This is a genomic window from Micromonospora vulcania, from assembly GCF_042658605.1.
Lineage (GTDB): Bacteria > Actinomycetota > Actinomycetes > Mycobacteriales > Micromonosporaceae > Micromonospora > Micromonospora vulcania.
Genome location: NZ_JBHSQS010000001.1, coordinates 338,355 through 355,501, shown reverse-complemented (window position 1 = coordinate 355,501; position 17,147 = coordinate 338,355). Strand labels below are relative to the sequence as shown.

Below are 17,147 nucleotides of genomic sequence, written 5' to 3'. Positions count from 1 at the left end.
CTGCCGTCGTCGTGGTGACGTCGGCAGGCGGTTCCGATGACTCACGCCTCGTGGGTGGCGACGATCTCGCGTCGTTCCGCGAAGTGGCAGGCGCTCGGGTGGTCCGAGTCGCGCCGGATCTCCAGCAGCGGAACCTGCTCGGCGCAGACGTTCTGCGCCTTCCAGCAGCGGGTCCGGAACCGGCAGCCCGAGGGCGGGCTGATCGGCGACGGCACGTCACCGGTGAGCCGGATGATCGTCTTGTTCTCGCGCTGGGTCGGGTCCGGCACCGGCACCGCGGAGAGCAGCGCCTGGGTGTACGGGTGGGTCGGCCGCTCGTAGATCTCGTCCTCGGTGCCGATCTCGACGATCTTGCCGAGGTACATCACCGCGACGCGGTCCGACAGGTGGCGAACCACCGACAGGTCGTGTGCGATGAAGACGTACGAGAGCCCGAACTCGCCCTGCAGCTGCTCCAGCAGGTTCATCACCTGGGCCTGGATGGAGACGTCCAGCGCCGACACCGGCTCGTCACAGACGATGACCTCGGGCCGCAGTGCGAGCGCCCGGGCGATGCCGATGCGCTGGCGCTGACCGCCGGAGAACTGGTGCGGGTACCGGTTGATGTGCTCCGGGTTGAGCCCGACCAGGTCGAGCAGCTCCCGGACCTTGCCCCGACGGCTGCCCCTCGGCGCCACCTCCGGGTGGATCTCGAACGGCTCGCCGATGAGGTCACCGACGGTCATCCGAGGGTTCAGCGAGGTGTACGGGTCCTGCATCACCAGCTGGATCTGCCGACGGAGGCGCCGCAGCGCCCCACCGGAGAGCTTGGAGATGTCCTGGCCCTTGTAGACCACGCTGCCGGCGGTCGGCCTCTCCAGGTTCATCAGTACCCGGGCGAGGGTCGACTTGCCGCAGCCGGACTCGCCGACCACGCCGAGCGTCTCGCCGGCACGCAGACCGAACGAGACGCCGTCGACCGCCTTGACCTGACCGACGGTCTTCTTGAACACCACGCCCTGGGTGACGGGGTAGTGCTTGACCAGGTCACGGACCTCGAGGATGTTGTCAGACACGGTTCACCAGCTCCTCGGCGAAGTGGCAGGCGCTGGCCCGGGCGTTGCCGACCTGCAGCAGCGGCGGGAGCTGCTCCCGGCACACCGGCTGAGCCATGGGGCAGCGCGGGTTGAACGGGCAGCCCGGCGGGATGTTCATCAGGTTCGGCGGGAGGCCCTTGATCGTCCGGAGCTGCTGCCCCTTCTCGTCCAGCCGCGGGATCGAGTCGATCAGGCCGATCGTGTACGGGTGCGCCGGCTTGGCGTACAGGTCGTACACGTCGGCTTCCTCGACGATCCGGCCCGCGTACATGACCGCGATCCGGTCCGCGACATCGGCGACCACGCCGAGGTCGTGGGTGATCAGGATCATGCCCATCTGCCGCTCACGCTGAAGCTCCGCGAGCAGGTCCATGATCTGGGCCTGCACGGTCACGTCGAGCGCGGTGGTCGGCTCGTCCGCGATCAGCACCTCCGGGTCGAGCGCCAGCGACATCGCGATCATCGCGCGCTGCCGCATACCGCCGGAGAACTGGTGCGGGTAGTTGTTGAACCGGTCCTTGGCGTTCGGGATCTTGACCTGGTCGAGCATCTCGATCGCGCGCTTCTTGGCCGCCGAGCGGCCCATGCCGCGCCGGATCCGGAACTGCTCGGCGATCTGGAACCCGACGGTGAACACCGGGTTCAGGGCGGAGAGCGCGTCCTGGAAGATCATCGCAATGCCCTCACCGCGGATGCGGCGGCGCTCCTCGTTGGACATGCGCAGCATGTCCTTGCCGTGGAAGCGCACCTGCCCGCCGGTGACGAAACCGGGCGGGGTGTCCAGGATGCCCATGATGGTCTGCGCCGTGACGCTCTTACCGGAGCCGGACTCGCCGAGCACGGCGAGGGTCTCCCCCGCGTCGACGTGGTACGTCACCCCGTTGATGACCTTGGCGACGCCGTCCCGGGTGCGGAACTCCACCCGCAGGTCGTCGACCTCGAGCAGCCGGCCGGAGGGACGTCCGGATCCGCCGGTTCCCGGCGCGGAATGCTCGGACACGAGAATGTCGGACAACTGGATCTCCCCTAGCGGAGTTTCGGATCGAGGGCCTCGCGGACCGCCTCACCGAGCATCACGAAGCTCAGCACAGCGGTGACGAGGAACGCGGCGGGGAAGAACACCAGCCCCGGCGCGACCCGGATGAACTGCTGCCCGTCGTTGATCATGATGCCCCAGGACACCACTGGCGACCGCAGGCCAACGCCCAGGAACGACAGGGTGGCCTCGGCGCCGATGAACGAGCCGACCATGATCGTGCCGTAGACCAGCAGCGGGGCCAGGCAGTTCGGCAGCAGGTGCTTGAGGATGATCCGGCCGGTGCCGGCACCCAGCGCACGGGCCGCGACGATGTAGTCGGCCTCCTTGGTGGCGAGCACCGAGGAACGCATCAGCCGCATCACGACCGGCCAGCTCAGCACGATCAGCGAGATCGTCACCAGGCCCATGATGTCGGCCTTGCTGTTGGTGCTGCCCGACCCGTTGAACGTGGTCAGGATGACGATCGCGCCGAGCACGAAGGGCAGACCGAAGAAGACGTCGGCGATCCGGCTGAGCAGACCGTCGACCCAGCCACCGCGGTAGCCGGCGATGATGCCCATGGTGCCGCCGACCAGCAGGGTGCCGATCACGGAGAGCACGGCGACCACGATGGAGGCCCGTGCGCCGTAGATGACCCGGGCGTAGACGTCCCGGCCCTGCAGGTCGTACCCGAACCAGCCGTCCGCGCCCGGCTTCACCAGGCTGCGGTCCAGCGTGCCGTTGACCGCGTCACCCGGAGCGAACAGCCCGGGGAAGGCCGCCATCAGCAGGAAGATGACGATCAGCGTGGCCGAGATCCAGAACAACGGCTTGCGCCGAAGGTCCAGCCAGGCGTCGCCGAGCAGGCCGCGCGGCTTCTCGTTGCTCTGCGGTGCCCCGGCGGCGACCGGGGTGTCGGTCGGATGCGCGGCAGGGGTGCTGACGATCGATGCGGTACTCGGGTCACTCATAGCGGATCCTCGGGTCCAGGGCGGCGTAGAGCAGGTCGACCAGCAGGTTCATCACGAGATAGACCAGTACCAGTACGACCACGATCCCTACCACGGTAGCGCTCTCTTTGGTGACGATCGCGCGGAAGACCTGGCGGCCGATTCCGTTGATGCCGAAGATGCCTTCGGTGACGATCGCGCCGCCCATCAGGGCACCGAGGTCGGTGCCGAGCAGGGTGACCACCGGGATGAGCGAGTTGCGCAGCAGGTGCACACCCACCACCCGGCGCATCGGGAGGCCCTTTGCGATGGCGGTACGCACGTAGTCGGCACGGCGGTTCTCCGCGATGCTCGTTCGTGCGACCCGGGCTATGTATGCCACTGACGCGCTACCGAGCACGAAGCCCGGAACGATCAGCTCGGAGATCCGCATCTCGGAGGAGACGGTCGGCTTGATGATGCCCCACTGCACGCCCAGCAGCCACTGAAGCAGGAAGCCGACCACGAAGACCGGCAGCGCGATCAGGAAGAGCGTGGAGACCAGGACCAGGTTGTCGAGGAAGCCGTTACGCCGCAGACCGGTCAGCACGCCGGCGCCGAGGCCGATGATGGCCTCGATGGCGAGCGCCACCAGGGCCAGCTTCAGGGTGTTCGGGTACGACGTCAGGATGATGTCGCTGATCTCGCGCTGCGAGAACGTCTGGCCGAAGTCGCCCTGGAGCAGGTTCTTCATGTAGTTGGCGTACTGCACGATGATGTTCTGATCGAGGTGGTACTTCTCGGTCATGAAGGCGATGTACTGGTCCGGGCAGCGACGCTCGCCGCACTTACCGGCGAACGGATCGCCCGGAACGGCCCAGACGAGGGTGTAGATCAGGAACGTCGTACCGATGAAGACCGGCACGAGTTGGAGCAGCCGTCTCAACAGATAACGGCCCATGGGGTGGTCCTCCAGACAGGGGGCGCGTCGGACGGCCGACACGGTGGTGACAACGTGGCGAGTGACATGTTGTAACACTCACTCGCGGAACGGCCCCGGGTCGGGCTCACCGGATGTGGCGAGCCCGACCCGGGGTCAGACCGTTCGGATCAGAGCACGACCGAGGTGATGTCGAGCTCACCGACGTTGTTCAGCTCGAGCTTCTTGATCTTCTCCGAGTGGCCGGACTGCTGACCGTAGAAGTAGATCGGGATGCTCGGGACCTCCTGGTCGACGATCTCGACCGCCTTGCTGAACGCCTCGTGCGAGGCCTCCAGGCTGGGGGCGGCGCTGGCCTGCTTGGCCAGGGCGTCGACCTGCGGGTTGCTGAAGAGGCCGTCGTTCGAGGAACCGTTGGTGACGTAGAGCGGGTTGACCCAGTTCTCCACGTCCGGGTAGTCCTGCTGCCAGGCGGCACGGTACGGGCCGGCCATCTTGTGCGCGTTGATGTTCGCACGGAAGACCGCGAAGGTCGGAACACCCTCGGCCCGGGCGTTGATGTTGAGGTTGGTCTTGATCTGCTGCGCGACCGCGTCCATCCAGTCCTTGTGGCTGGAGTCGGCGTTGTAGTAGAAGACCATCTCACCGGTGAAGCCACCGGCCTCGGTGAGGAGCTGCTTGGCCTGGGTCGGGTCGAACTTGCAGGCGGTGCAGTTACCCGGCTTGGCGCCCGGGGTCAGCGGGTTCGCCCAGCTGTCGGCCGGCTTGCGGGTACCGAAGAAGATCTTGTCCGAGATCTCCTGCCGGTTGATCGCCAGCGACACGGCACGACGCAGCTTCGCGTTCTGGAAGCGCTTGTCGTACAGCGGGAACGCGATCAGCGCGGTCGACGGCGTGGTGGTGTTGAGGCCACGGTCGCCGAGGTCGGTCTTCCACTTGTCGCCGGCGAGCGCCGAGGTGGGGACCGTCTCCATGAAGTCGAGGTTGTTGGCCAGCAGATCGTTGTAGGCCGCCGTCTCGTCCTGGTACAGCTTGACGTCGACGTCCTTGATCTTCATGGTGTCGCGCAGGTTGTAGTCATCGAAGCGGGTCAGCTTGATGAGCACGTTGTCGTCCCACGACACGAACTTCACCGGGCCGTTACCGATCGGCTTCTTGCCGAAGTCTTCCGGCTTCTGGGTGAAGAACACGTCCGGCAGCGGCATGAAGGCGCTGTAGCCGAGCTTGGTCGGGAAGACCGCGGTCGGCGCCGCCAGGGTGACCTCGAAGGTCTGCTCGTCGATGACCTTCAGACCGGAGAGCTTCTCGGCCGTCGGCGCCGGGGCCTTCTTCGGGCCGTCCGGACCATCCGGGTCGGAGGTGTAGGTCTGGTCGAAGCCCTGGATGTCAGAGAAGAAGGTGCCGTTCTGCGCGCCGTTCGGCGAGTAGGCGGCCCAGTTCCAGGCGTCGACGAAGTTCTTCGACTTCACCTCGGTACCGTCGTGGAACTTGGTACCCTTCTTGATCTTGATCGTGAAGACCTTCGAGTCCTTGGTGTCGATGGACTCGGCCAGCGCGTTGCGCGGGGCCCCACCGTCGTTCGGGTACTCGACCAGGCCGGTCCACAGCCAGTCGATGACCTTCCCGCCGCCGGTCTCCGTGGTGTTCGCCGGGACCAGCGGGTTCTCCGGCTGGACACCGTGGATGACGATTGAGCCGTCCGTGCTGGCGGCAGCGTCGCCGTCATCACTGGTCTGGCAACCGCTCGCGACAAGCACGGCGGCCGCGCTGAGCGCGATCGCGCCCGTCGCCCGCTTCGAGACTCTCATTCCGAGGGGCCTCCTCTTTCTCAAACCTGGTTCCGTCGTGGTTTTCACGCACGTATGGGGGTGACACCGCCCGACCACCCGGGGGCGCGGGTCGCCGAGATCCACAGGGAAGTCGGGGACACCCCTGATGTACCGATCCGCCGGGCTCCCCATCCGACGAGGTGTGACCCGACGCAGGCGACACAGCCACGAATCCGCCGCGGAACGGCAAGAGACGTGGTCATGGACCGTACGGAGTGCCACACACCGAGGGTGAGGTGCTGCCACTGTGACACCCACTGGCCGCTTCCGTGAAGGTGCCGTTATCAAGCCGTTAGTTGCCCGCCACGTTGCCGATACTTGAAAAATGATCATAAACCGGTCGGCTTGGGCTGCTTTGAGCAGGAAATACGTTGCCACGCCGGGCCGTGGCGTTCAAGCGTGGACCCGGTACCAGCGAGCCGTTCCGCCCCCGGTCCCGCACGTCCCGATCCTCGTCGCGCGGATGGCAGGTCTGCCCGTCCGGACGATACCGGCGTCGGCTTCCCGGGCGCGATCACCGGCTGGGCGGGGGAGGGCGTCGACGGCGGCCGTCTGATCCTCGCCGCAGCCAGCCAGCGACCATTGTGAACTCTGGGTGGTGACACGGACACTGCCCGCCACCGACACCGGCGCCGGCACCGCATGGGGCGGTGCCAGGGCCGACGTCGGAGACCGAGGGAATCAGGCCGTGAAGCGGACCTTGCGCCGGCGGACCAGCAGGACGGCCACCGCGCCCGCGGCGAGCAGCAGCACACCGGCGGTGGCCGCCGTCGCGATCGGCGAGCCGGTCAGCGGCAGGCCGCCGCCGCTGCTCGCCGGCGAGGTGGACGGGGCCGGGCTGACCGGCGTCGACGCCGACGGAGTGGCCGAGGGGGTGGCCGGCGACGGCGAGGCGCTCGGGGTCGGCGTCGCGGTGGACGGCGACGGCGACGGGGCGGCGGTGAACGCGGCCGCTGCCCGGGCGGTGACCGTGGCGCCGGTGCTGCCGCCGAGGATCAGCTTCTGCGCCTTGCCACCGGTGAACAGGAACACCCGGCCGAAGGAGACCGAGTCCTGCGCGGTCAGCGTCACGGTGACCGTGCCGGCGCCCTCGGCAGCCAGCCAGAACTGGCCACCGTTGGTAGTCGTGGTGACCGGCTTGCCCTCGGCGTCGACCGCCGCGCCGCCGGTGGCCGCGACGGTGATGTCACCGGCCGGCCCCTTGACCGTGAACGGGCCGGCCTTGCCGCCGACCGTCGCGGTGGCGTTGGCCGGATCCACGGCCAGTTCGGCGCGCGGCTCCGGCTGGTCGGTGGCGTGCTGGACCAGGTAGTTGCGGACCTTCTGGATCACGTCGTACTGCTCGCGGGCGAGCAGGCCCTGCTCCCAGTCGCCCAGCTCAATGCCGTCGCTGAAGTGCCAGACGGCCGTCTGGGTGCCGAAGTAGAGCAGCGTGCCCAGCCGGTCCTTGTCGATCCCCGTCGGCGCGGTGGCGCCAGCGGCGGTGAGCAGGGCGCCGGTCTCGCCGTTCGGGTAGCCGTGGGTGAGCACCCACTGCACCTTGCCGAGGTTCTGCACCTGGGACTCGTCCCAGGTGCCCTCCTCGTACGACCCGTTCAGCTTCACGTTGGTGTGGTAGTCGATGCAGAACGCCGGCACCGACTTGCCGTCGATCCGCAGCGCGAGCGCCGACGTGCTGCGCTGCTTGCCGTCGAGCTTCAGCGTGACGCCGGTGCCCTTGACCGCCTCGGCCACACCGGTGGCCGGGCCCTCGGCGGCGGCCGGGCCGGCGAAGCCGAGCGCCAGCGTGCCACCGGCCACGGTCGCCAGCGCGATCCGCGCCCAGCGTCGTCCTCGTTGTCCGAACATCAGGATTCGTGCACCTCTCCCCAGGGGTCACCCGCAGACGCGGGTACCGCGTGGACCACCTCCGCGGGATGCGCAGCACCCACACGCGGAGGTGGAACCGGGGAATTATGGGACGAAGCTTGATCGTTTGTCAGCCCCGAACGGCGGCATCCGTGGCATGTGCCCCAAATGCCGGTGCAGAGGAATCGGTCACACCAGCCGGCGGTCCGCCGCCCAACGGGAGAGCTCGTAGCGGTTGGACATCTGAAGCTTGCGCAGCACGTTCGACACGTGCGTCTCCACCGTCTTGATCGAGATGAACAGCTCCTTCGCGATCTCCTTGTACGCGTACCCCCGGGCGAGCAGCCGCAGCACCTCCCGCTCCCGGTTGGTGAGCTGGTCCAGCTCCGGGTCGGCCACCGGGGCGTCCGGCCGGGCCGCGAAGGCGTCCAGCACGAACCCGGCCAGCCGAGGGCTGAACACCGCGTCGCCGTCGGCGACCCGACGGATCGCCGCGGCCAGCTCGTCCGGGGAGATGGTCTTGGTGACGTAGCCCCGGGCACCCGCGCGGATCAGCCCGATCACGTCCTCCGCCGCGTCGGAGACGCTGAGCGCCAGGAACTTGACCTGCGGGTGGGTACGCCGCATCGCCTCCAGCACCGCCCGTCCGCCGCCGTCGGGCATGTGCACGTCGAGCAGCACCACGTCCGGTCCGGTGGCGGCGATCCGGGTGACCGCCTCGGCCACCGTGCTCGCCTCGCCCACCACCTCGACGTGTGCGCCCAACTCCGCGCGCACCCCGGCGCGGAACATGGCGTGGTCGTCCACCAGGAACACCCGCAGCCGCTCGGGGCGGGCGTCCGCCGGGTCGAGGTGCTCCGTCGACTGGTCGGCCATGGTCATCTGTTCCTCTCCGCTGTGGAGGAGTCCCGGGAGATCGGCAGGATCAACCGGACCTCGGTCCCCTCCCCCGGGCTGGACCGGATCTCGGCCCGTCCGCCGTGCCGCTTCATCCGCCCGATGATCGAGCCGCGTACTCCGTGCCGGTGGTCCTCCACGGTATCCGGATCGAAGCCCGCACCCCGGTCCCGCACGAAGACGCTGACCTGATCGGGCTCCGCCTCGGCAAAGAGCGACACGGTCTGCACCCCGGCGTGCCGGGCCGCGTTCACCAACGCCTCCCGCGCGGCAGCGACCAGCGCGCCGACCCGTTCGTCGGTTTCCCGGTCACCGACCACCACCGCCTCCACCGTGATCGCGAAGGTGTCCTCGACCTCGGCCGCGGCCTGTTCGAGAGCGGCGGCCAGGCGCTCGTTCGGCGAGGCGGTGGGCTTGTAGAGCCAGTTGCGCAGCGATCGCTCCTGCCCCCGGGCCAGCCGCTGCACCGTCTTGACGTCGCTGGCGTTGCGCTGGATCAGCGCCAGGGTGTGCAGCACCTGGTCGTGCACCATGGCGGCCAGTTCGGCCCGCTCCTGCTCGCGGATGCGCCCCTCGCGCTCCGACCGGAGCTGGTTGTACGTCCGCCACAGCACCGGCGCGGCGACCACGCCCACCCCGGCGAGCCCGACCAGCGCGAAGATCACACCGTTGATCACCGCGTCGAAGTTCTGCGCCGGCGAGTAGACCGCCGCGACACCGATGATGCCGACCGCGACCAGCACCCCGCCACCGATGAACCGGAGCACGAAGGCCCGCCGGTCACTCTCCTCGACGACCGCGCCGAGCCACGGCACCGGCGCGTCGCCCCACCGTCGCCGCCGCTCGGGGGCGGACTGGTGCCAGATGACCCCGGCACCGACCGCGATGATGGCCACCAGCCAGCCGGCGGTGCCCGCCGCGCCCACCGAGTCGAAGACCATCACCTGGATCAGCAGGACGCCGAGCCCGATCCCCACGAACGGCAGGAGCTGAGCCACGTCCCGCCGGGGCGGCATTGCGCTGTCGCCGGGCCGCAGCGGCACCACCGCCCAGAAGGCCGCGTAGAGCAGCAGGCCGAGCCCGCTCAGCCCGAGCAGCACCATGAACGCGACGCGCACCCGCAGCACCGAGATGCCGAGGTGGTCGGCGATACCGGCGGCGACGCCGGCGGCCATCCGGTGCTCGGGGGCGCGGTAGAGGCGCGAGGGCGGGGTCACGGTGCTGATCGGAGGCTCCCTGGTCACGGTGGCGGGGCTGGTCGAGGTCGGTGGATTCGATCGTCACACGCTGCGACGCCCACGACCACGGGGACGCCCCCGACATTCCGGCCCCCCGGATCTCAGGGTGGGGTCAGGGTCGGATCCTGAGGTCGCTCGGGCCAGCCGGGCAGCAGGATCGAGGCATGACCGAGGAAGCTGCCCCGCCGCCCCGACCCGGGTCGGCACAGCCGGGCGGTGCATCACCGCCCCCGCCAACCACCACACCCTCCGGCTGGACCGAGCCCACCACGTTCGGCCCGACCACCGGCGCCGCCAGCGCGGGCCACGGGCCCGGCGCCGGCTTCGCGCCCGGCACCGGCTACGGGGCGGGCGGGGGCGGGGCGACACCACCGGGGCCGGGTGGTTCCGGCCCGGGTGTGCCGCCACCGCCGCTGGGCGGCGCCGGCTTCACCTCGCGGTACGGGCTGGTCCGGCCGCGCGACGGGCGCTACCTGGCCGGGGTCTGCGCCGCGATCGGACGGGCCACCAACACCGACCCGGTGCTCTGGCGGGTGCTGCTCGCGGTGCTCGGCTTCTTCGGCGGCATCGGCATCCTGGTGTACGTCGCCGCGTGGCTGATCATTCCGAACGAGGGCGACACCGCCTCGCCGGTGGAGTCCATGCTCGGCCGCGGCCGGTCCAGCATGTCCCCGGTGACCGTGATCGTCCTGGGCATCCTGGTCGCGGCCAGCTTCGGCTACATCGTCACCGATGCCTTCCGCGCGGTGCTGCTCGGCGCGGCCATCCTGATCGGCGGTGCGCTGCTGCTCAACCGGGACAGCCGGGGGCCACAGCCCGGTACGCCCGGCGGCCCCGTGCCGTCCGGGCCGATCGGTACGCCACCCGGGCCCGTCCCGCCGGTCGCGTGGCCGGCACCGGAACCTGCCGTCGCGCCGCCCACCGGCCCACTGTCGGCGGCACCGCTGGCCGGCGACGAACCGGCGTACGTCACCGCGACGCCGGGCGGGCCGCCGACCGTTCCCGCCCCGGCCTTCGGCGCGCGGCCGGCAACCGGTCCGCAGCCGTTCACCAGCGCACAGCCGGTGTCCGGAGCGGGCCCGGAGTACGGGCGACCGACCGGCACGACGGCTCCGGAGGCGGGCTGGCCACCGGCGCCCCCCGCGCCGGCCTGGCCGACCAACGAGGCGTCCAGCGCCGGCTGGCCGTCGGCACCGGTGACCGGCGCACCCGCTGCCGGTGCACCATCGGGCTACCCGGTCACCGCGCCGCCGTCGGCCGGGTATCGCCCGCCGTTCGCGCCGCACGGCCCGTACGCCTCACCGGGCGCGGCTGCGTACCCGCCGCCCAAGCCACCCAAGCCGCCCAAGCGGCCCCGGGAGCGATCGCCGCTCGGCGCGGTGACCTTCTCGCTGATCTTCCTGGCCCTCGGCGTGGTCGCCCTGCTCGACCTGCTGGACGTGTTCGACGTCAGGGCGTCGGCGTACTTCGCGGCCGCGTTGGCCACGATCGGGCTGGGGCTGCTGGTCGGCACGTGGTTCGGCCGGGCCCGTTGGCTGATCGCGCTCGGCCTGGTGACCGCCGCCGCGCTGGGTACGGCCACCGTGGCCGAGTCCTACGACCGGATCCGTGGGGTCGACGGCGCGGTGACCTGGGCGCCAACCGATCACCGCGATCTCGCCGACCGGTACGAGAACAGCTTCGGTGACGCCGTGCTCGACCTACGCGGGCTCGACTTCGCCAAGCAGGATTCCCAGGTGACCGTCGCGGTCAACTTCGGCCAGGCGACCGTGGTCGTCCCGCCGAACGTGGACGTCACCACCGTGGCCGATGTCAACGCGGGCGACGCGACCATCTTCGGCAACCGGTCCGGCGGGTTGGACGGCCGCCTGCAGGAGTCCACCGACCTCGGCGCCGACGGCCCCGGCGGCGGGAAGCTGCGGCTGTACATCCATGTCAATGCCGGCAACCTGGAGGTGACCCGGTGAAGGCCCACCGTACGGATCTGCTGTCGTTCGCCTTCGGGCTGGTGTTCCTGGGCCTGTCCGCCTGGTGGCTGCTCGCCCAACTGCTCGGGCTCGCCCTGCCACCGGTCGGCTGGTTCCTGGCCGGTGCGCTGATCCTGATCGGGGTCTTCGGTCTGGTCGGCGCCCTGCGCTCCGGCCGACCGGCCCGGTCGGAACCGATCGCCACCGAGCCGATCGCGCCCACCTCCGGGGCGACCCAGCCGACCTCCGGCGTACCCACCTCCGGTGCGGCCCTGCCGGCCTGGGAGGCCGAACGCTCCACCTGGGACGCTCCCGGACCGGTTCCGGCACCCGGGACAGCGAACGCGCAGCTGCCGGTCCCGGCGACGCCGACCGCGCAGCTGCCGACGCCGACCACGGAGGAGATCCACCCGGCCTGGCTCGCGCACCCGCCGGCGCAGCCGGAGACCGCCCCGGTCTCCGGTCGGCCCGACGACGGAGACGACGAGCCGACCCGGGTCGACCTCCCGGCCGAGGCGGTCGGGGACCAGCCGGCGGACGAGCGGGAGGAGCGGCGGAGGGAGCCCTGACCGGGCGTCGGCCGGCAGCGGCCTTCTCCACCGCCACGGGCGGTGCGGCCCACGCGGGCAGGCGCATATGCTGGCCGGTGGAGATTTCGCCTCCGCCGGCCGGCCCGTCCCGCCATGGCGGTCCCGCCGCGATTCCCGTCTCTACCCCCGTCAGGAGCCCGCCCGACATGACCCAGTCCCCCGCCGTGCGTACCACCGGCCGGTCCGGTCCGGTCCGCATCGGCGAGCGAGCCGCCCGTACGCTCGTCACCGAGCTGGCCCGGATCAACGATCCGAAGGCCGCCCTGCTGGTCGGCGCGAGCCCGGAGTCCGCGGTGCTGGCCGCGGCGATCGAGGCGCTGCTCCCCGGTGACCGGCTCACCGTGGTGCCCGCCGAGTCGTCCGGCGTCACCATGCTCCGCGAGCACGTCACCGCCCAGGGTCGGTGGGTCGCCGACCGGGTACGGGTGGTCGACTCGCTCGCCGACGCCGAGGCCGCCGGGGTCGTCATCGCCGGCGAGGCGTTCACCGGCACCGCGGAGCAGGCTCGCACCGCCATCGAGGGCCTGGCCAAATATCTCGCCGACGGCGGCGTGCTCAGCGTGGCCACCACCGCCACGCCCGGCCGTACCCCCGGTGCCGCCGCCGAGTTGGCCCGGCAGGACGCCCTCTACGGCGTCGGCGCCGACCTGGTGCTGCGCAACTCCCCGCCGGTACGGGTGTACCGGCTGCGGTTCACCCCGGCCAGCCCGGCTGCGGCGGACCGGCTGGCACCCGCGTACCGGCCGTCGAGCGTGCCGCTGACCCGTGGCATGCACATCGACTCCAACGGCGTGGCGGCGGCGGGCATCACGTTGGGCCTGGCCGCGCTGGCCCGGGTGGTACGTCCCTCGTCCAAGCTCTGGCTGCTGCCGGCGCTGGCCGCCGGGCCGGTCGCCGCCTTCTTCCGGGACCCGGAGCGGGACGTGCCGGAGGACCCGACCGCCGTGGTCGCCAGCGCGGACGGGCAGGTCCTGTCGGTGCAGCGGCTGCACGACGAGCGCTTCGGCGACGGCGAGTGGCTGCGCGTCGCGGTCTTCCTGTCGGTGCTGGACGTGCACGTCAACCGGGCTCCGGTCGCCGGCAAGGTGGTGGACTACTTCGTCGCCGACGGCGGCTTCGTCAACGCGATGAAGCCGGACGCCGAGCACAACGTGGCCGCGTACACCGTGCTGGACACCAGCCGGGGCACGGTGGTGGTCGCGCAGCGTACCGGGCTGATCGCCCGTCGAATCGTGCAGCGCGCGCCGATCGGCGCGCTGCTGGCCAAGGGCGAGCGCTTCGGGCTGATCCGGTTCGGCTCGCGGACCGACGTCTACCTGCCGGCCGAAGCCGCCGACCCGCTGGTCGGGCCGGGCGACAAGGTGGTCGGTGGGTCCACGGTCATCGCCCGCTGGCGCTGACCGGTTCAACGAGAGAACGGGGCGCCGCTTTCCGCGGCGCCCCGTTCTGCGTCTGCTCGATCAGGCGGTACGACGCTGTCGCAGCCAGAGCACCGGCCCGCTGACCAGGTAGCCCACCACGATCAGGGCGAACGTGAGTCGGATGTCGACCAACGCCCCGATGATCGGGGCCAGCCAGAGCCACGGCGGCAGCTTGATCAGGCGAGCGAGCTTCGCGTACGGGAAGCTGGAGACCATCGCGAAGGCCAGCAGCGCCACCCCGGCGAGCAACACCGGGCCGGGCACCGGCAGGCGGATCGCGACCGTCACGGCGAGCACCGCGGCGGCCATGGTGGTGGGTACCCCGCAGAAGAACCGGCCGTCCTTCGGCGAGACGTTGAAGCGGGCCAGCCGGATCGCGGCACACGCCGCGACCAGGGCACAGGCCACCGCCGCTGCGGCGGTCGAGACCGAGCCGGCGAGCGAGGCGTAGACCACGACCGGCGCGGCGAGGCCGAACGAGCACATGTCGGCCAGCGAGTCCATCTGCGCGCCGAACGGGCTGGCCACGCCGAGCCTGCGAGCCAGCGCGCCATCCAGGCCGTCGAAGCCGACGCAGGCGATCAGGCAGAGCGCGGCGGTCCGCACGTCGCCCTGCATGGCCAGGAAGATGGCCAGCATGCCGAGCATCAGGCTGGCCAGGGTGCAGGCGTTGACCAGGCCGAACTTCATCCGACGGGCGGCGGTGCGCTCGCCGGGGAGCAGCGGGATGGACCCGGCCGCAGCCTCGTCGGGCTCGGCCACCGTCGGCAGTGCCGGGCTGACCGGCATGATTGCCTCAAGGCCGCCCCGATCGACCCGGAGCGAGGATCGGCCGAGCCGGTCCAGGCCATAGCGACGGCGCTGCCGGTCGGCGTACCGGTGCTCGGGCAGCGCCACGTCGGTGGTGCGCAGGTCGCCGTCACGGCGACCGACCCGGACCAGTAGCACCTGGCGGGCGAACGTGCTGCTGCGGCGCAAGCGGCCCGCCCAGCGACGCCCTGCGGGGCGCGGACTGTCAGTCGTACGACGCCGGCGCCATGGGGCTCTCGGCACGTTTCCTCCATCACCGGATCGGCTGGCCGCCGTGGGGCGGGTGTCCGGCTGTCTAGTGCCGGACCTTGCGTGGCCCGGCAGCCGTTTTGCGGAGTACACCATCGCATAGGGAAACGGGGCTTGGCGATAGCTGCCGGCGGTACGTATATCTGGCTTAAACCGCGCGAACCGCCCTCTTATTCCCATCCCGGGCTTCGCTGCCCGTTTCCTCCACCATTCCCTCCATTGACTGTACCGGAGGGACCCATCTCGGCTCAGCGAGCGTGGTGGTATCAGCCCAGCTGTCCGATTGCCGAGGCAGCGATGCCGGTCAACGGCAGGTCAGCGGCCTGCTTCAGGGTGAACCAGCCGGCCCTGGCCGTCGAGCCGCCGGCGGACTCGGTGACCACCGCGTCGGTCGGTACGTCCACCAGCACCCGATAGATCACCCGAACGCCGTGCCAGTCCAGTGGGCGACCCTCCGGGCCGACCGCGGCAGGGTTGTGCAGATTGTCCACGCCGAGCAGCTCCACCACCCGGCCGAGCTGACCACCCTCCTCGACCAACTCCCGGAGCAGCCCGGCGGTGGGCTGCTCGCCGTGGTCGGTGCCGCCACCGGGCAGGTGCCACTTGCCGGCCCCCGGGTAGCCGTCCGCGATCTGGGTGAGCAGGATCCGCCCGGCCGGGTCGGTGACCAGCCCGTACGCCCCGAAGCGCAACCGGCGATCCGGGTGCGGCGGCTCGACCGGCTCGTGGTGTCGGTGCGCCCCGGTCGACAGCGGGGTGACCGGCAGGCCGAGCAGTTCGGCGGTGAACGGCGCTAGCGGCAGGTTGGCCGCCTCGTCCGGGGTAACCCAGCGGACCTGTTCGGCCGGGCCGCTGTACGACGTCTCGCCGGGCCCGCCCAGCTCGAACAGCAGTCGGTCGACGTGCAGCGCGACGCCGTCCTCCGGATAGGTGGTCACGTCCGCGACCACCGCCCGCAGGCGGCCCACCGTCACGGTCAGCCCGGTCTGCCTGCCGACCTCACGAACCACGGCGTGCTCCGGGTGCTCGGCGTGCGGGACAACACCACCCGGCAACCGCCAGTCCCCCGCACCTGTCCCCCGGACAACCAAAACCCGCCCAGAATCTTCCAGAACCCCAAAAACCTCAACCCGCCGCACGAATTCCACCCCGGCCACCCCGCCCACCCGCCAAGCACCCCATCGATCATGAAGTTATCGCCGCCACTTCGGCGTGTCCCTGACAATAACTTCATGATCGACGCAGCGAAGGGGTCCGCGGGAGGGAGAAGCTCGGGGGTTAGGACAGGTGGGCTGCTTGGACTGCTTCGGCGGTCACCTCGGTGAGGCGGTGGGTGGGAAGGGCGGCGAGCTCGTCGCGGCCGAACCAGCGGGCCTCGCAGGTGGAGCCGCCCACATCGGCGATGGTCAGCGGGTCGGGCTTGTCGACCACCACCCGATAGAAGGCGCGTACGCCGTGCCAGTCGATCGGGTAGCCCTCCGGGCCGAGGGAGGCGGCGTCCCGGTGGCTGGCCACCCCGAGCAGCTCGACCAGACGGCCGGTCTGCCCCGTCTCCTCAACCAACTCCCGGATCAGCGCCGCGCCGGGCTGCTCGCCGTAATCGGTGCCGCCGCCGGGCAGGTGCCAGCAGCCGGCGCCCGGGTAGCCGGCGGAGATCCGGGTGAGCAGCACCCGGCCGTCCGGGTCGGTGCACACCGCGTACGCGGCGAAGCGCTGCGCCCGGTGCAGCCCGTCCGGGCCCGGCACCGCGTAGAAGGAGGGGAACTCGGGCGCCTCGTCCGGCACCACGTCGGCCGCGGAGGCGGGCAGCCCGAGGGCACGCGCGGTGAACGAGCGCAGCGGCAGCTCACGCGCCTCGTCGAGGGTGTACCACCGGGCCAGATCGGTGGAGCGCTCGCCGACCCGGTCGGCCAGCGTGCCGCCGCGGATCGCGACTCGGTAGATCAGCCGGTCGGTGTGGATGGTGATGCCGCGCTCCGGCAGCGCTCGCATGTCGGCGAGGACGTCGGCCAGGCCCGAGACGGCGACCGAGAGACCGGTCTCGGTGGCGGTTTCCCGGACCACCGTGTGGTTGGGGTCCTCGCCGTGGTCGACCGCACCGCCCGGCAACGACCACGTGCCGGGTGTGCCGGAGCGCTCCGATGCGCGGACCAGCAACACTCGGCCGTCTGAATCAGCACAAACTGCGTATGCCGCGATTCTGCGGAGCGGCTCCAGCAAGGTGGTCACGGGTGGAAATTCTCCCCGGGCCGGGTTACCGGGACGGAAAAGAGTCAGATTCCTGACTGTCTGCTGCCGCTCAGGGATCGGTCAGGGTAAGGATCCGGGCGGTCAC

The 17,147-nt window shown here is 70.8% G+C and carries 13 protein-coding genes and 1 pseudogene; 3 read left to right on the top strand and 11 right to left on the bottom strand.

Annotated features, from left to right (window positions below; genetic code table 11):
• Positions 1–41: 41 nt before the first annotated feature.
• The 8 genes from ACFQGL_RS01760 to ACFQGL_RS01725 form a co-directional block, all read right to left on the bottom strand.
• A complete protein-coding gene (locus ACFQGL_RS01760; RefSeq protein WP_377504247.1) occupies positions 42–1,055 on the bottom strand; it encodes an ABC transporter ATP-binding protein in 1,014 nt (337 codons plus the stop codon).
• Positions 1,048–2,076 (bottom strand): ABC transporter ATP-binding protein, encoded by a 1,029-nt coding sequence (locus ACFQGL_RS01755; protein ID WP_377504680.1) that lies wholly within the window; start codon positions 2,074–2,076, stop codon positions 1,048–1,050. The genes ACFQGL_RS01760 and ACFQGL_RS01755 overlap by 8 nt, the downstream gene beginning before the upstream one ends.
• A gap of 26 nt (positions 2,077–2,102) precedes the next feature.
• Entirely contained in the window at positions 2,103–3,065 is a 963-nt protein-coding gene (locus tag ACFQGL_RS01750) for an ABC transporter permease (protein ID WP_377504245.1), read from the bottom strand.
• On the bottom strand, positions 3,058–3,984 hold the full coding sequence (locus tag ACFQGL_RS01745; protein WP_377504243.1) for an ABC transporter permease: 927 nt from the start codon (positions 3,982–3,984) through the stop codon (positions 3,058–3,060). Before ACFQGL_RS01745 ends, ACFQGL_RS01750 begins: the two co-directional genes overlap by 8 nt.
• 149 nt (positions 3,985–4,133) lie before the next feature.
• On the bottom strand, positions 4,134–5,771 hold the full coding sequence (locus tag ACFQGL_RS01740) for a peptide ABC transporter substrate-binding protein (protein ID WP_377504241.1): 1,638 nt from the start codon (positions 5,769–5,771) through the stop codon (positions 4,134–4,136).
• A 702-nt stretch (positions 5,772–6,473) separates the two neighbouring features.
• Positions 6,474–7,640, bottom strand: a complete 1,167-nt coding sequence (locus ACFQGL_RS01735; RefSeq protein ID WP_377504239.1) for a Cys-Gln thioester bond-forming surface protein — start codon at positions 7,638–7,640, stop codon at positions 6,474–6,476.
• A gap of 189 nt (positions 7,641–7,829) precedes the next feature.
• The gene (locus ACFQGL_RS01730; RefSeq protein ID WP_377504677.1) at positions 7,830–8,516 is read right to left on the bottom strand and encodes a response regulator; all 687 of its coding nucleotides are present in this window, start codon (positions 8,514–8,516) and stop codon (positions 7,830–7,832) included.
• A 2-nt stretch (positions 8,517–8,518) separates the two neighbouring features.
• On the bottom strand, positions 8,519–9,781 hold the full coding sequence (locus ACFQGL_RS01725) for a PspC domain-containing protein (RefSeq protein ID WP_377504237.1): 1,263 nt from the start codon (positions 9,779–9,781) through the stop codon (positions 8,519–8,521).
• Between the two features lie 158 nt (positions 9,782–9,939).
• Between ACFQGL_RS01725 and ACFQGL_RS01720 the strand changes: the two genes are divergently transcribed.
• From ACFQGL_RS01720 to ACFQGL_RS01710, 3 genes and pseudogenes are all read left to right on the top strand, one after another.
• Complete coding sequence (locus ACFQGL_RS01720) at positions 9,940–11,742, top strand: PspC domain-containing protein (RefSeq protein WP_377504235.1); 1,803 nt, start codon at positions 9,940–9,942, stop codon at positions 11,740–11,742.
• Positions 11,739–11,975, top strand: a pseudogene (locus ACFQGL_RS01715) (hypothetical protein); the annotation flags it as partial. The gene ACFQGL_RS01720 and the pseudogene ACFQGL_RS01715, both read left to right, overlap by 4 nt.
• Before the next feature lie 503 nt (positions 11,976–12,478).
• Positions 12,479–13,732 (top strand): phosphatidylserine decarboxylase, encoded by a 1,254-nt coding sequence (locus ACFQGL_RS01710; protein WP_377504233.1) that lies wholly within the window; start codon positions 12,479–12,481, stop codon positions 13,730–13,732.
• Between the two features lie 60 nt (positions 13,733–13,792).
• Here the strand turns inward: ACFQGL_RS01710 and ACFQGL_RS01705 are convergent, their stop codons facing one another.
• The 3 genes from ACFQGL_RS01705 to ACFQGL_RS01695 all read right to left on the bottom strand — a co-directional run bounded on the left by ACFQGL_RS01705 (position 13,793) and on the right by ACFQGL_RS01695 (position 17,041).
• Positions 13,793–14,731 (bottom strand): CDP-alcohol phosphatidyltransferase family protein, encoded by a 939-nt coding sequence (locus tag ACFQGL_RS01705; protein WP_377504231.1) that lies wholly within the window; start codon positions 14,729–14,731, stop codon positions 13,793–13,795.
• A gap of 347 nt (positions 14,732–15,078) precedes the next feature.
• On the bottom strand, positions 15,079–15,960 hold the full coding sequence (locus ACFQGL_RS01700) for an NUDIX hydrolase (RefSeq protein WP_377504229.1): 882 nt from the start codon (positions 15,958–15,960) through the stop codon (positions 15,079–15,081).
• Between the two features lie 130 nt (positions 15,961–16,090).
• The gene (locus ACFQGL_RS01695; RefSeq protein WP_377504227.1) at positions 16,091–17,041 is read right to left on the bottom strand and encodes an NUDIX hydrolase; all 951 of its coding nucleotides are present in this window, start codon (positions 17,039–17,041) and stop codon (positions 16,091–16,093) included.
• Positions 17,042–17,147: the final 106 nt, after the last annotated feature.

What these genes read in the sequence shown, in the direction of transcription:
- ACFQGL_RS01750 (WP_377504245.1), bottom strand. Translation starts at nt 3,065, where the DNA reads ATGAGTGACCCGAGTACCGCATCGATCGTCAGCACCCCTGCCGCGCAT.
- ACFQGL_RS01745 (WP_377504243.1), bottom strand. Translation starts at nt 3,984, where the DNA reads ATGGGCCGTTATCTGTTGAGACGGCTGCTCCAACTCGTGCCGGTCTTC.
- ACFQGL_RS01740 (WP_377504241.1), bottom strand. Translation starts at nt 5,771, where the DNA reads ATGAGAGTCTCGAAGCGGGCGACGGGCGCGATCGCGCTCAGCGCGGCC.
- ACFQGL_RS01735 (WP_377504239.1), bottom strand. Translation starts at nt 7,640, where the DNA reads ATGTTCGGACAACGAGGACGACGCTGGGCGCGGATCGCGCTGGCGACC.
- ACFQGL_RS01730 (WP_377504677.1), bottom strand. Translation starts at nt 8,516, where the DNA reads ATGGCCGACCAGTCGACGGAGCACCTCGACCCGGCGGACGCCCGCCCC.
- ACFQGL_RS01720 (WP_377504235.1), top strand. Translation starts at nt 9,940, where the DNA reads ATGACCGAGGAAGCTGCCCCGCCGCCCCGACCCGGGTCGGCACAGCCG.
- ACFQGL_RS01710 (WP_377504233.1), top strand. Translation starts at nt 12,479, where the DNA reads ATGACCCAGTCCCCCGCCGTGCGTACCACCGGCCGGTCCGGTCCGGTC.